General features: G+C 43.5%; 11 protein-coding genes, 1 pseudogene and 1 other annotated feature (1 of these 13 cut by a window edge). All 12 genes and pseudogenes read left to right on the top strand.

Going from position 1 to position 15513, the window contains the following annotated elements; translation table 11 throughout:
* Positions 1 to 193: a binding site (T-box leader), on the top strand; it begins 47 nt to the left of the window's first position.
* 71 nt (positions 194 to 264) lie between these two features.
* The 12 genes and pseudogenes from ileS (at position 265) to V5M37_RS09105 (ending at position 15513) form a co-directional block, all read left to right on the top strand.
* Positions 265 to 3036: an isoleucine--tRNA ligase gene (ileS, locus tag V5M37_RS09050; RefSeq protein ID WP_423801647.1), complete on the top strand. Its 2772-nt coding sequence runs from the start codon at positions 265 to 267 to the stop codon at positions 3034 to 3036.
* A gap of 219 nt (positions 3037 to 3255) precedes the next feature.
* Positions 3256 to 3549, top strand: a complete 294-nt coding sequence (locus V5M37_RS09055; RefSeq protein WP_423801648.1) for a hypothetical protein — start codon at positions 3256 to 3258, stop codon at positions 3547 to 3549.
* Between the two features lie 79 nt (positions 3550 to 3628).
* Positions 3629 to 4120 carry a signal peptidase II gene (lspA, locus tag V5M37_RS09060; RefSeq protein WP_213140824.1) on the top strand — a complete coding sequence of 164 codons (492 nt, stop codon included), beginning with the start codon at positions 3629 to 3631 and terminating at the stop codon, positions 4118 to 4120.
* On the top strand, positions 4092 to 5003 hold the full coding sequence (locus V5M37_RS09065) for an RluA family pseudouridine synthase (protein WP_213140823.1): 912 nt from the start codon (positions 4092 to 4094) through the stop codon (positions 5001 to 5003). Before lspA ends, V5M37_RS09065 begins: the two co-directional genes overlap by 29 nt.
* Positions 5004 to 5172: 169 nt before the next feature.
* Positions 5173 to 5715 carry a bifunctional pyr operon transcriptional regulator/uracil phosphoribosyltransferase PyrR gene (pyrR, locus tag V5M37_RS09070; RefSeq protein ID WP_423801649.1) on the top strand — a complete coding sequence of 181 codons (543 nt, stop codon included), beginning with the start codon at positions 5173 to 5175 and terminating at the stop codon, positions 5713 to 5715.
* Positions 5716 to 5891: 176 nt separating this feature from the next.
* On the top strand, positions 5892 to 7199 hold the full coding sequence (locus tag V5M37_RS09075; RefSeq protein ID WP_423801650.1) for a solute carrier family 23 protein: 1308 nt from the start codon (positions 5892 to 5894) through the stop codon (positions 7197 to 7199).
* A gap of 158 nt (positions 7200 to 7357) precedes the next feature.
* Positions 7358 to 8302, top strand: coding sequence for an aspartate carbamoyltransferase catalytic subunit (locus V5M37_RS09080; protein ID WP_423801651.1), 945 nt, complete (start codon positions 7358 to 7360; stop codon positions 8300 to 8302).
* A complete protein-coding gene (locus V5M37_RS09085; protein ID WP_423801652.1) occupies positions 8262 to 9548 on the top strand; it encodes a dihydroorotase in 1287 nt (428 codons plus the stop codon). The genes V5M37_RS09080 and V5M37_RS09085 overlap by 41 nt, the downstream gene beginning before the upstream one ends.
* Positions 9545 to 10662: pseudogene (locus tag V5M37_RS09090) on the top strand (carbamoyl phosphate synthase small subunit). Before V5M37_RS09085 ends, V5M37_RS09090 begins: the two are co-directional and overlap by 4 nt.
* A complete protein-coding gene (gene carB, locus V5M37_RS09095) occupies positions 10629 to 13835 on the top strand; it encodes a carbamoyl-phosphate synthase large subunit (protein WP_423801653.1) in 3207 nt (1068 codons plus the stop codon). Before V5M37_RS09090 ends, carB begins: the two are co-directional and overlap by 34 nt.
* Positions 13832 to 14605, top strand: coding sequence for a dihydroorotate dehydrogenase electron transfer subunit (locus tag V5M37_RS09100; protein ID WP_423801654.1), 774 nt, complete (start codon positions 13832 to 13834; stop codon positions 14603 to 14605). Before carB ends, V5M37_RS09100 begins: the two co-directional genes overlap by 4 nt.
* Positions 14602 to 15513 carry a dihydroorotate dehydrogenase gene (locus V5M37_RS09105; RefSeq protein ID WP_423801655.1) on the top strand — a complete coding sequence of 304 codons (912 nt, stop codon included), beginning with the start codon at positions 14602 to 14604 and terminating at the stop codon, positions 15511 to 15513. The genes V5M37_RS09100 and V5M37_RS09105 overlap by 4 nt, the downstream gene beginning before the upstream one ends.

Below are 15513 nucleotides of genomic sequence, written 5' to 3' on the forward strand. Positions count from 1 at the left end.
GCGAGTCGGGGATGGTGGAAGCCCGATAAAGCCGAAAGATTGGAAAATCACCCTCGAGTTCCGAGGTCGAACCTCTAAATTTAGAACAGTAGACTAAGGCGTGTATTCACGTTACGAATTCGCAAGAGGATAGAATAAGACAGTTCTATCAATCAGGGTGGTACCGCGGGAAAAAAACCTTCTCGTCCCTTTTTTGGGATGAGAGGGTTTTTTATTTGCAAGAATGTCAATTCTGTTCAATAGAAAGGTATTGGAGGAAATAAAATGGAATACAAAGACACGTTATTAATGCCGCAAACGGATTTCCCAATGCGCGGTAATCTTCCGCAAAGAGAACCGGATATGCAGGCAAAATGGGAAGAAATGAATATTTACCAAAAAGTACAGGAGCGCACTAAAGGGCGTCCGATGTTTGTTTTGCATGATGGCCCTCCATATGCAAATGGTGACATCCATATGGGCCACGCCCTAAATAAAATCTTAAAGGATTTTATTGTCCGCTATAAGTCAATGAGCGGCTATCATGCCCCATATGTGCCGGGCTGGGATACGCACGGTCTGCCGATTGAACAGGCTTTAACCAATAAAGGGGTTAAACGGAAAGAAATGTCCGTAGCTGAATTCCGCCAGCTTTGTACAGAATATGCGCTGGAGCAGATCGACAATCAACGAATCCAGTTTAAACGCCTTGGTGTCCGCGGTGATTGGGAGAATCCATACATCACTTTAAAGCCTGAATACGAAGCCCAGCAAATTAAGGTTTTCGGAGAAATGGCGAAAAAAGGTTATATCTATAAGGGATTGAAGCCAGTATATTGGTCTCCGTCAAGTGAATCCGCTTTGGCTGAGGCAGAAATTGAATATAAAGATAAACGTTCACCGTCCATTTATGTTGGTTTTCCGGTGAAGGATGGCAAGGGAGTTCTTGATACGGATACGGAAATCGTCATCTGGACAACAACCCCATGGACCATTCCTGCCAACTTGGGAATTTCGGTTCATCCTGAGCTAACTTATGTGGTTGTAGCGGTAAATGATAAAAAATACGTTGTGGCTGAAAGGTTATTGGAAAGTGTAACGAATGAAATTGGCTGGGAAGAAGCGGCCGTTCTTAAAAAGGTCAAAGGGGCTGATCTGGAATATGTTGTCGCCCGTCATCCACTTTATGACCGTGATTCTCTTGTCATGTTAGGCGAGCATGTGACAACGGATGCTGGTACTGGCTGCGTTCACACTGCTCCTGGTCACGGGGAAGATGACTTCCATGTTGGTCAAAAATACGGCTTGGATGTCCTTTGTCCGGTTGATGATAAAGGAAATATGACAAATGAAGCACCGGGATTTGAAGGGTTATTTTACGACGAGGCCAATAAACAGATTTCCCAAGCCTTAGAGGAAAAAGGGGCTTTGTTAAAGCTTACATTTATTACCCACTCCTATCCACATGACTGGAGAACAAAGAAGCCGGTTATTTTCCGGGCAACTGCACAGTGGTTTGCGTCCATTAAAGATTTCCGCGAGCAGTTGCTCGAAGCTGTGAAAGAAACCAAATGGGTGCCGGCTTGGGGCGAAACAAGGCTTTTTAATATGGTCCGTGACCGCGGCGATTGGTGTATTTCCCGCCAGCGCGTCTGGGGTGTGCCAATTCCGGTATTCTACGCTGAAAATGGTGAAGAAATCATTACTGACGAAACAATCGAACATGTTTCTAATTTATTCCGCGACAATGGCTCAAACATTTGGTTTGAGCGCGAAGCAAAAGACCTGCTTCCGGAAGGGTTTACGCATCCTGGCAGCCCGAACGGCAAGTTTACGAAGGAAACCGACATTATGGACGTTTGGTTCGACTCCGGTTCTTCCCATCAGGCTGTACTGCTTGAAAGAGAAGACTTGGTGCGCCCTGCTGACCTATATCTTGAAGGTTCTGACCAATACCGCGGCTGGTTTAACTCGTCTTTATCTACTGCAGTTGCTGTCACAGGCAAGGCTCCATATAAGGGAGTATTAAGCCATGGATTTGCTCTTGATGGTGAAGGTCGAAAAATGAGTAAATCATTAGGTAATGTCGTCGTTCCGGCGAAGGTTATGAATCAATTGGGAGCAGATATTTTACGCCTATGGGTGGCTTCGGTTGATTATCAATCAGATGTCCGGGTATCGGATGCAATTTTAAAACAGGTTGCTGAAGTATATCGGAAAATCCGCAATACATTCCGCTTCTTGTTGGGGAATTTAGCGGACTTTGACCCGGCTGTTAATAAGGTTTCTTACGAAAACCTTCGTGAAGTAGATCAATTTATGCTGGTTAAATTAAATAAGCTGATTAAGAGTGTTCGCAAATCTTATGAAAATTACGATTATGCAGGTATTTACCATGCTGTCAATAATTTCTGTACGCTTGATTTAAGCGCGTTTTACCTAGATTTTGCAAAGGATGTTCTGTACATTGAAGCAGTTGATCATCCAGAACGTCGGGCGATTCAAACCGTTTTATATGAATCATTGCTTGCTCTGACCAAATTGGTTTCGCCAATCCTTTCTCACACTGCAGACGAGGTATGGAAATATATTCCGAAGGTTCAGGAGGAAAGTGTTCAGTTGACAGATCTTCCAGAATATCAAGAACTTCCTGGTGCTAAAGAGTTGGAGGAGAAATGGTCTGCATTCATGAAGCTTCGCGATGATGTCTTAAAGGCACTTGAAGAAGCCCGGAATGCAAAGGTGATCGGTAAGTCATTAACAGCGAAAGTAACCTTGTACGTAAATGATAATACAAAAGCGCTGCTCGATTCTGTTTCAGAGAACTTGAAACAATTGTTTATTGTATCCGGTTTTGAAGTGGCTGGTGCTTATGATGAGGCACCTGAAGATGGCTTGAAATTAGATACAGCTGCTATTGTGGTCACAAAGGCTGAAGGTGAAACCTGTGAACGCTGCTGGGTAGTGACGCCTGATGTCGGTCAAGATGCGGAGCATTCAACTCTTTGTCCGCGCTGTGCCCAAGTTGTAAAAGAAAATTATTCACACTTAGCGTAAATAGAAAGGGGCTGACTTGTCAGCCTCTTTCATTTTGCTAATAAAAAAGTATAAATTCAACTAGACCTCATGAACCGTCCTATCGGACTCGCCAATCGGTGAGTTTTCATTTATTTTCCACCTCCGTTAATTGTTGTTGCTGATGTCAAATTATTATCCGGGTCAATGGAAAACGATCGGTAATAATAAAACAAATAACATAACGGAGGTATTAACACTATGAATGCAATGCAGGAAAAGCTGTTTCAAGAACTCCGTCAAACAAAAACAGAAATCGAAATGTCATTAAAGAACAAACAAACAGAGAATTGGTTTACAACTATTTTAGAGGAAGAAATGGCGGACATTGATTTGGCGCTGAAAAAAATCGAAGAAGGAAATTTCGGACATTGTGAACTTTCCGGCGAATTATTACCCCTCGACTTATTAAATTTGATTCCAACCATTAGAACAGTCAATGATCCCAGCTTGCTTGGCGGCTATTGCAAGAAACCGATCTTCCCCACTCTGTAATTTTTGTTTCATTGTGATATAGCGATTAAGTATGCTAAACTAGGGGAGCAAGTCTAGCTTAAGTTGGAGGTATTTCTTAGTGTATTATTACTTAATCGCCCTATTCGTTATTGTGCTCGACCAAATTACTAAATGGCTTATTGAAAAAAATATGTATATCGGTGAGAGTATACCCATCATTGATAAATTTTTATATATTACTTCTCACCGGAATCGCGGGGCCGCATGGGGAATCCTTCAAGGGCAGATGTGGCTTTTTTATGTCATTACGGTTATTGTCATTATTGCGATTATGTATTATCTTTACAAAGCGGCCAAAGGAAAATGGCTGTTAGGTGTATCCCTAGCTTTCATGCTTGGAGGTGCAATCGGGAATTTTATCGACCGAGTGGTTCGGAAAGAGGTTGTTGATTTTATTCATACCTTTATTTTTGGCTATAATTTCCCTGTATTTAATATTGCCGATTCAGCATTAGTGATTGGTGTTGGATTATTAATGATTCAAATGCTGCTTGAAGAGAGAGCGTCAAAGGAGAAGTCATATGGAGAAAATGGAACACACCATTCTTGAGGAACAAAAAGGAGACCGGATTGATAAGGTAATCTCACGTATGAATGAAGAATGGTCTAGAACACAGGTGCAGGATTGGATAAAAGAAGGCAATGTACTTGTGAATGGGAAAAATGTAAAAACAAATTACAAATGCAGTGTAAATGATACTATCGTTATTACCATTCCAGATCCGGAAGAATTGGACGTGGTTCCGGAGGAAATGGATTTAGATATTTATTATGAAGATAAGGATGTTTTGGTCGTAAATAAGCCAAAAGGTATGGTGGTCCATCCTGCACCTGGGCACCTTACAGGGACACTGGTTAATGGGTTAATGGCCCATTGTAAGGATTTATCCGGTATCAATGGTGTATTAAGACCCGGGATTGTGCATCGCATTGATAAAGATACATCAGGGCTGTTAATGGTAGCGAAAAATGATTTGGCCCACGAAAGTCTCGTCAACCAACTAGTGGAAAAGTCTGTAACCCGGAAGTATAAGGCGATTGTCCATGGAGTGATCCCTCACGAATATGGAACCATAGATGCTCCGCTTGGGAGAGACCAAAAAGACCGGCAAAGCATGACGGTTGTTGATAACGGCAAGCATGCTGTTACTCATTTTCGTGTCCTTGAGCGGTTTAATGATTTCACGTTTGTGGAATGTCAATTGGAGACAGGCCGGACCCATCAGATTCGTGTCCATATGAAATATATCGGTTATCCGCTTGCCGGTGATCCGAAATATGGACCAAGAAAGACACTCGATCTTAATGGCCAGGCATTGCATGCCGGTCTGCTCGGTTTCGTACATCCAAGAACAAATGAGTATCTAGAATTCGAAGCCCCGCTGCCGGAGGATTTTGAAGAACTTCTGGACCGGTTAAGAAATAATCGTTGACAGGATAAATAAATTAAAGTATGCTTACTATAGTTTAATAAGCCTTTAAGTCGGTCCCGTGAGGCCGAGAAGGAACGGTTAAGATGTTATTTCCCTAAGGAAGAACTGTCTCCCTCTCGCCACCACAGGCGAGAGGTTTTTTATTTTAGTATAATAAGAAGGTGAGACCATGAGCCAAAAAGCACTTGTTCTGGATGAACAGGCAATCGGGCGTGCGTTGACAAGGATTGCCCATCAAATCATCGAAAAAAACAAAGGAATCGAAGATTGCGTACTTGTAGGAATTCGGACTAGAGGAATTTACATAGCAAAACGACTCGCTTTGAAAATAGCCCAAATTGAGGGAAGTCCGATTCAAGTCGGTGAATTAGATATCACTCTTTATCGGGATGATCTAACAAAGAAAACGGAAAGTCAGGAACCACTCGTAAAAGGGTCAGATATAGCGTTTGACATAAGTGACAAAAAGGTAGTCCTTGTGGACGATGTTCTTTATACAGGAAGAACAGTTAGGGCTGGACTTGATGCCCTTATGGACCTTGGACGTCCTGCTTCCATCCAGCTTGCGGTACTGGTCGACCGCGGTCACAGGGAACTGCCAATCAGAGCAGACTATGTTGGGAAAAATATCCCTACTTCAAGCAATGAAAAAATTGTTGTTGAACTGCTGGAAGTAGATAAAGTTGATCAAGTAAGTATATATGACAAATAAATAGCAGCCCTTTTAATTTCAGTCCCGTGAGGCTGACAAAGGGAAAAGCGCACATCTGGTCCATTTTCCGGTGCGCCTTTCACCCCTCTTTGTCAACTACATGGCAAAGAGGGTTTTTTATTTGAACAATTGAAGAAAATAAAGAAAACAATATAGAAATTAGGAGAGAACAGAAAATGAGTAATAAACCAATCCTAGATGTTAAAGATAGACCAAAACCGGCCCAATGGCTGACCTTAAGCTTGCAGCATTTATTTGCGATGTTCGGGGCAACAATCCTAGTACCATACCTGGTTGGTTTAGACCCAGCGATAGCACTAATATCCAGCGGACTCGGAACGTTGGCATTCCTATTGATTACGAAATTTCAGGTTCCTGCCTATCTTGGTTCATCTTTCGCTTATATTGCACCGGTAATTGCTGCAAAAGCCTCTGGCGGACCTGCAGCGGCGATGGTCGGAACATTTTTAGCTGGCCTTGTTTATGGAATTGTCGCTTTAATTATAAGCAGAGCGGGGCATCGCTGGATTATGAACTTACTCCCCCCAATTGTTGTTGGACCGGTCATTGTTGTAATTGGCCTCGCCATTTCCGGAACTGCGGTTGGAATGGCTATGAACAACCCAGCAGGAAAGTATAGCATGCTTCACTTCTCAGTAGCACTTGTGACGCTGGCAGCGACCATTATTTTCTCAATATACGCTAAAAAAATGCTTAGCATTATCCCTATCTTGGCCGGGATTATTGTCGGCTATGTATATGCTGTGATTGTAGGAATTGTTGATTTCAAACCAGTACTAGAGGCAAAGTGGTTTGCCGCTCCTGATTTCTTAATTCCGTTTGTCAGCTATGATGTCAAGTTTACGTGGAATATTTTCTGGTTAATGGTGCCTGTTGCCATTGTTACACTATCTGAGCATATTGGACACCAGCTTGTGCTTAGCAAGGTTGTCGGCCGTGATTACATCAAAGAGCCGGGCTTACACCGTTCAATCCTTGGTGATGGAACAGCCACATTCATTTCGGCGCTAGTCGGCGGACCTCCCAAAACCACCTATGGTGAAAATATTGGAGTCTTGGCCATTACAAGAGTCTACAGTGTATATGTACTAGCGGGTGCCGCGGTTCTAGCCATCATCTTCGGCTTTATTGGAAAAATAACAGCATTAATCCAAACCATACCAACCCCTGTAATGGGCGGAGTTTCCATCCTCCTGTTCGGAATTATCGCTTCCTCAGGTTTAAGAATGCTGGTTGACAGTAAAATTGATTTTGGAGACAAACGCAACCTGGTGATTTCGTCGGTAATCCTTGTTTTTGGTATCGGTGGCGCGGTAGTCAAGCTGCCATTCAATATTGAAATCCAAGGAATGGCCCTGGCGGCAATTTGCGGTGTGTTATTAAACCTGATCCTTCCTGGAAGGCCGAAAGTCAGTGAAAATATGTTTGAAACAGAAGAAGCAACTAACAAAAAAACAGCATAAAAAATACCTTTTAAATTAAGTACATTGAGACTTAGAAGGGTGTGTTACTAAACTTTGCTATGGGCTGGTTGTCCATATCCTGCGTTTATGTAAACTTTGGCACCCTGACCACATAGTCAGGGTGTTTTTTATAGCAAAAAGAGAAGGTGGGGAAAAGGATGTTACAGCACCTATTAACAACAAACGAATTAAAGGTTGAGGAGATTTATCAAATCCTTGAGGATGCTGAAAGGTTTTCACGAGGACTGTTTTGGAAACCGGAAAGACAAATGTATACAGCAAACCTCTTTTTTGAAGCTAGTACCCGAACGAAAAGCAGCTTTGAGATGGCTCAAAGAAGGTTAGGATTAAGCGTCATTCCTTTTGAAGTCCAAACCTCAAGCGTACAAAAAGGTGAGACATTATATGATACTGTAAAAACGCTGGAATCAATCGGTGTTGATACTGTAGTCATCCGCCACAGCCAGGATCGCTATTTTGATGAATTGGTTGAAAATATTAATATTCCCATTTTAAATGGAGGCGATGGCTGCGGACACCACCCGACACAATCCCTTCTTGATTTGTTAACGATAAAACAGGAGTTTGGCAGTTTTTCAGGCTTGAAGATTGCGATAATCGGGGACATCAGTCATAGCCGGGTAGCGCGTTCCAATGCGGATGCATTGACCAGGCTGGGGGCGGAGGTCATTTTTTCAGGGCCGGAAGAATGGTTTGACTATCATAGTTTAAGTACTTCGCGTTTTAAACCAATTGATGAGGCTATCAGAGAAGCCGATGTTGTCATGCTTCTTCGTGTGCAGCATGAACGCCATCAGAAAAAGGGAAGCTTTACTGCCTCTGAGTACCATAAAAAATATGGCCTAACCCTAGAGCGGCAAAAGCAAATGCAGCCGCACAGCATTATCATGCATCCGGCCCCGGTAAACCGAAACGTTGAAATCGCAGACAGCCTTGTTGAATGTGAACGGTCAAGAATTTTTAAACAAATGCAAAACGGAGTATATGTAAGAATGGCCGCCCTGAAGCGGTCACTTGAAAGCTTAGGAGGAGGAAATCAATATGAAGCTGCTTATTCAGAACGCAAAATATATAGCATCTAATGGAGAAATGAAACAATCTGATATTTTAATAGAAAATGGGATTATTAGCAAACTGGCACCTACTTTAACGGAATCGGCTGAAAGAACTGTAGATGCACAAGGATTGCTTGTATCACCAGGGTTTGTTGATCTTCACGTCCATCTCAGGGAACCTGGCGGTGAGAAAAAGGAAACCATCGCAACTGGTACGATGGCAGCAGCCCGCGGCGGTTTTACGACAGTAGCGGCCATGCCAAATACGAGGCCGGTACCAGACACCAAGGAGCAGATGGATTGGGTGATGGACAGGATTAAGGAAACAGCAAGCGTACGCGTTTTGCCCTATGCCTCCATTACAACAAGACAGCTTGGTCAGGAATTAACTGATTTTGCGGCACTGAAAGAGGCTGGAGCATTTGCCTTTACCGATGACGGTGTTGGTGTCCAATCGGCAGATATGATGCTTCAGGCAATGCAAAAAGCAAAAGAAGTAAATATGGCAATTGTAGCCCATTGTGAGGAAAATACATTGATTCATAAAGGCTGTGTCCATGAAGGTACCTTCTCCAAGCAGCACGGGTTAAACGGGATCCCTTCTATTTGTGAATCTGTTCAAATTTCCAGGGATGTCCTGCTTGCTGAAGCTTCTGGCTGCCATTATCATGTCTGCCATATCAGCACAAAGGAATCGGTGAGGACCGTACGAGACGCTAAGCGGGCTGGCATTAAAGTTACCGCGGAAGTAACTCCGCACCATCTTCTATTATCAGAAAATGATATTCCGGGACTGGATGCTAACTTTAAGATGAACCCTCCGCTTCGGGGTGAAGACGATAAAAAGGCGTTAATCGAAGGGCTGCTGGATGGTACGATTGATTTTATCGCTACTGACCATGCACCACATACTGCCGAAGAAAAAGCTGAAGGAATGCAGCTAGCGCCATTTGGGATTGTTGGTCTGGAAACTGCCTTTCCACTTCTTTATACCCATTTCGTCTTGAAAAACATCATCACACTTGACCAGCTAATTGCTTATATGACGACAAAACCTGCCGATTGCTTTGAACTTCCTTTTGGAAGAATTGAAGAGGGTGCGGCAGCGGATATCGTGTTATTAGACTTAAACGAAGAAAAAGAAATCAATCCTGATGAGTTTTTATCAAAAGGGAAAAACACCCCATTTGCCGGATGGAAGTGCAAAGGGTGGCCGGTATTGACAATTGCTTCAGGCCAAATAGTTTGGGAAAAAGGACGTGTTACAGCATGAAGGCTCAGCTAATATTAGAAGATGGAACTGTTTTTATCGGTGATGGCTTTGGAAGCCATGTAGATACAATTGGTGAAGTTGTTTTTAATACAGGAATGACAGGCTATCAGGAGATTCTATCCGACCCATCCTATTGCGGACAAATCGTTATGCTCACATACCCGTTAATCGGAAACTACGGAATTAACCGCGATGATTTTGAATCGATTACTCCTGCCGTAAAAGGCTTTATTGTTAAAGAAGTCAGCGACTTTCCGTCTAACTGGAGAAGTGAGTTTACTGTTGATGAATATTTTAAAATGAAAAAAATCCCTGGAATTGCCGGGATTGACACTCGAAAACTGGCAAGAATTATCCGCCAGCACGGAACGTTAAAGGGTGCGATTTGCAGCATTGAAAACGATGCTTCAGAGGTGTTAAGAGAGTTAAGGAAGACACGCCTGCCAATTGACCAAGTAAGAAGGGTTTCCACAAAGAATCCTTATCCAAGCCCGGGACGCGGCAAAAGAATTGTACTTGTCGATTTTGGTATGAAGCATGGAATTTTACGGGAATTAAATGAACGCGGCTGTGATGTCGTCGTCGTTCCATACCATACAACAGCTGATGAGATTTTGAAGCTGCGTCCTGATGGAGTCATGCTCTCCAACGGACCTGGGGATCCAAAGGATGTTCCAGAAGGAATCCAAATGATAAAGGACATCTTGGGAAAAGTGCCTCTTTTCGGAATTTGTCTTGGCCATCAATTGTTTGCCCTAGCATGCGGAGCTGATACCGTTAAAATGAAGTTCGGTCACCGTGGGGCGAATCATCCGGTAAAGGAACTATCGACAGGAAAGGTGTCAATTACCTCTCAAAATCATGGTTATACAGTAGATGAAAAATCAGTTAAAAATACCAAACTAGAAGTGACCCACATTGCTTTAAATGATGGAACTGTTGAGGGCCTTAAGCATTTAGAGTATCCAGCCTTTACAGTACAATATCACCCAGAGGCATCACCTGGTCCAGAAGATGCAAACGGATTATTTGAACAGTTTCTTGCGAAGATTGAAGCTGAAAAACAGGAGGTAGCAGCAAATGCCTAAACGTACAGATATCAACTCCATTCTAGTGATTGGCTCAGGGCCAATCGTCATCGGTCAAGCGGCAGAATTTGATTACGCAGGTACTCAAGCTTGTCTAGCCCTTAAGGAGGAAGGATACCGGGTGATCCTCGTCAACTCCAATCCTGCTACCATTATGACAGACGCAGAAATTGCCGATGCCGTTTATATTGAGCCTTTGACACTGGATTTTGTCTCGAGAATTATCCGTAAGGAGCGTCCAGACGCCGTTTTAGGAACATTAGGCGGTCAGACTGGGTTGAATTTGACTGTTGAACTAGCAAATTCAGGCGTTCTTGAAGAGTGTGGCGTTGAGATTCTGGGAACGAAGCTTACTGCCATTAATCAAGCAGAAGACCGTGAATTGTTCCGTGCTCTTATGAATGAACTGAATCAACCGGTACCTGACAGCGAAATTATCCATGGACTTAACGAAGCCAAAGTTTTTGTGGAAAGGGTAGGTTTTCCGGTGATTGTCCGTCCGGCCTTTACGCTGGGTGGAACTGGCGGCGGCATTTGCCATAATGACTCCGAACTTGAGGAAATCGTAACAAGTGGTCTTAAGAACAGCCCTGTTCACCAATGTTTATTGGAAAAAAGCATCGCTGGTTACAAAGAAATTGAATATGAAGTGATGCGCGATGCCAACGATAATGCCATCGTCGTCTGCAATATGGAAAACATCGATCCGGTTGGTGTTCATACGGGTGATTCCATTGTTGTTGCGCCAAGTCAGACTTTAAGTGATAGAGAATACCAATTATTAAGAAATGTGTCTTTAAAAATTATCCGTGCGCTGGGTATTGAAGGAGGCTGTAATGTTCAGCTTGCCCTAGATCCATACAGCTTTAACTATTACGTCATTGAAGTAAATCCAAGGGTAAGCCGTTCTTCGGCCTTAGCATCGAAGGCAACAGGATATCCGATTGCCAAGCTTGCAGCAAAAATCGCAGTTGGATTGACACTTGATGAAATGCTGAACCCTGTTACCGGAAAAACGTATGCTAGCTTCGAGCCGGCCCTTGATTATGTTGTAACGAAAATCCCTAGATGGCCATTTGATAAGTTTGAGTCCGGAAACCGTTCGCTTGGAACACAAATGAAGGCAACTGGTGAGGTTATGGCAATTGGCCGTACATTTGAAGAATCTTTGTTAAAAGCAATTCGTTCCCTCGAAGCGGGTGTCTATCATTTCCAACTTAACGGTGCCGCTGAAATTGATAACGACCTAATTGAAAAACGAATCAGAAAAGCCGGTGATGAGCGCCTCTTTTACATTGCTGAAGCGTTAAAACGCGGCATTACGATTGATACGATTCATGAGTGGAGCAAAATTGACTTATTTTTCTTGAAGAAAATGGAGGGCATTATCAAGCTTGAGGCAAAATTGGCTGACAACCAGCTTGATATCGAACTTCTTAAAGAAGCAAAGCAAAAAGGCTTTACCGATAAGAAAATTGCTGAGCTTTGGGATAAAACAGAAGGTGAAATTTACAAGCTTCGGAATGACTTAGGTCTCATCCCGGTTTATAAAATGGTAGATACATGCGCTGCGGAGTTTGAGTCAGAAACTCCTTATTTCTATGGAACTTACGAAGAAGAAAACGAATCTCTTGTGTCAGATAGAAAAAGTGTCATCGTGCTCGGATCAGGCCCAATTCGGATTGGCCAGGGGATTGAGTTTGACTATGCGACTGTCCATTCTGTAAAAGCCATTAAGGAAGCAGGCTATGAGGCAATTATCATTAACAACAATCCGGAAACAGTCTCGACGGATTTCAGTATCTCTGACAAGCTGTACTTTGAACCGCTGACAATTGAAGATGTAATGAGCATCATTGACTTGGAACATCCGATGGGAGTAGTCGTTCAATTTGGCGGGCAGACAGCGATTAACCTTGCTGCGAAGCTTGAGGAAAATGGTGTTAACATTTTAGGAACAAGCTTAGAGGACTTAGACCGTGCGGAGAACAGGGATAAATTTGAGCAGGCGCTTGAATTGTTGAACATTCCGCAGCCGCTTGGAAAGACCGCTCTTTCAGTCGCGGAAGCAGTCATAATTGCTGAGGAAATCGGCTATCCGGTCCTTGTCCGTCCTTCCTATGTGCTTGGGGGCAGGGCGATGGAAATTGTATATCGCAAGGAAGAACTGCTCCATTATATGGAGAATGCCGTTAAAATCAATCCAGATCATCCAGTCTTAATTGACCGTTATCTAACCGGTAAAGAAATTGAAGTAGATGCCATTTGCGATGGTCAAAATGTCTTGATTCCAGGTATTATGGAGCATATTGAGCGGGCAGGGGTGCACTCCGGTGACTCTATCGCTGTATATCCGCCGCAAACATTATCTGAGGATGTTAAGAAGACACTTGTTGAATATACAGAAAGATTAGCAAGGGGCTTGAACATTGTTGGTCTCCTAAACATTCAATATGTGTTATCGGGCGGTCAGGTTTACGTGCTGGAAGTGAATCCACGTTCGAGCCGGACGGTGCCGTTCTTAAGTAAAATCACCCATGTTCCGATGGCCAAGATTGCAACAAAAGCTATTCTTGGGGTCTCAATCGTTGATCAGGGCTATCAGTCCGGACTGGTGCCAGAACAATCAGGTGTATATGTGAAAGTTCCGGTATTCTCTTTTGCCAAATTAAAAGATGTTGATATCACGCTTGGCCCAGAAATGAAATCAACTGGCGAAGTTATGGGCAAGGATATCACCCTTGAGAAGGCTCTTTACAAGGGATTAGTTGCATCAGGAATGAATATTCAGCCGTTTGGGACGGTCTTGTTTACAGTCGCTGATAAGGATAAACAAGAAGCACTTAAGCTTGCGAAACGGTTTGCCAGCATTGGCTATCGTCTGGTGGCCACAAGCGGAACAGCAGCTATAATAAAATCTGCCGGTCTTCCGGTTGAGGTAGTCGGCAAAATTGGTGCAGAAGGCAGGACATTATTGGATATTATCCAAAATGGTGAAGCGCAGTTAATCGTTAATACATTAACAAAAGGGAAGCAGCCTGAGCGTGACGGTTTTAGAATCCGCCGTGATGCTGTTGAAAATGGAGTTCCATGCTTGACCTCATTAGATACTGCTGATGCTATCTTAAAAGTGGTGGAGTCCATGAACTTTTCCGCTGAAGCGATGAGTGTACCAAGCAGGGAGGCTGTTTTTGCATGATACGGAAGGAAATTTGTAAAATCATCAGCCAAAAGTTAATTGCTGAAAACATTTATGAGCTTACCGTAAAGGCTGAGATGGTTCATGACATCACCGAGCCTGGACAATTTGTTCATATTCGAGTAGGAAATGGATTGGATCCGCTTTTGCGAAGACCAATCAGTATTTCCTCGTATGATGTAACGGAAGAGCAGTTTACGATGATCTATAGAAAAGATGGAAAAGGAACTTTGCTATTGGCCTCTATGGTGCCGGGGATGGAACTCGATATCCTCGGACCTCTTGGCAATGGCTTCCCTATTAATGAAGCCAATATTGGTGAGACTGCTTTGCTCGTGGGTGGAGGAATTGGTGTCCCTCCACTCTATGAGCTTGCGAAACAGTTGACAGCAAAAGGCGTAAAAGTAATCAATGTCCTGGGCTTCCAAGCTGAATCCGCCGTTTTCTACGAACAGGAATTTTCGGAACTGGGCGAAACATATGTGGCTACTGCGGATGGTTCTTATGGTGTTAAAGGGTTTGTAACGGATGTCATAAAGGATTTACAGTTTGATTGTGTATATTCTTGTGGGCCGACCCCGATGTTAAGAGCACTTGAACAGCAGTACTCTCATAAAAAAATGTTCTTATCGTTAGAGGAACGGATGGGCTGCGGCGTTGGGGCTTGCTTTGCCTGTGTATGCAAAAAGGTGGATGACCCGACGGGAGCTTCCTATAAAAAAGTATGCAGTGACGGACCTGTATTCCGTGCCGGAGAGGTGATAATATGAGCCGATTACATGTTGAATTGCCAGGACTTAGCTTGAAAAATCCAATCATGCCGGCCTCAGGCTGCTTCGGGTTTGGCCGCGAGTACAGCCAATTTTACGATTTAAGCAATCTTGGTGCAATCATGATCAAAGCAACAACGGCAGAGCCCCGGTTTGGAAACCCGACTCCAAGGGTCGCCGAAACTTCAGCAGGGATGCTAAATGCAATCGGGCTGCAAAACCCTGGATTAGAAAAGGTTGTTTCCGAAGAGCTGCTATGGCTGTCCCAATATGATGTACCGATTATTGCCAATGTGGCTGGGTCGCTTGAAGAGGATTATGTAAAGGTTGCACAGGAAATCTCAAAAGCGCCAAACGTCCATGCACTGGAATTAAATATATCCTGTCCTAACGTTAAAACGGGTGGAATTGCCTTTGGAACCATCCCTGAAGTGGCTAAGCAATTAACACGTAGAGTAAAGGAAGTTTCCGAAGTTCCGGTTTATGTAAAGCTGTCTCCAAACGTCACCAATATTGTCGAGATGGCTAAGGCAGTGGAAGATGGCGGTGCTGATGGCATTACAATGATTAACACGCTTGTAGGGATGCGGCTGAATTTAAAAACAGGAAAGCCAATTTTGGCGAACCGAACTGGCGGCCTTTCTGGCCCTGCTGTAAAACCTGTTGCAATTCGAATGGTATATGAAGTAAGCCAAGCGGTAAATATACCGATTATCGGAATGGGCGGCATCGAATCTGCAGAGGATGTCATTGAATTTTTCTATGCAGGAGCAAGTGCCGTCGCTGTAGGTACAGCAAATTTTGTGAACCCGTTTGTCTGCCCCGAGATTATCGAACAGCTGCCGGTGCTTCTAAATCAACTAGGATTTGAACATATTAGTGAATGTACGGGAAGGAGCTGGAAATAG

The sequence above is a fragment of the Neobacillus sp. SAB-20_R2A genome (assembly GCF_049568635.1).
Taxonomy (GTDB): Bacteria; Bacillota; Bacilli; order Bacillales; family Cytobacillaceae; genus Neobacillus; species Neobacillus citreus.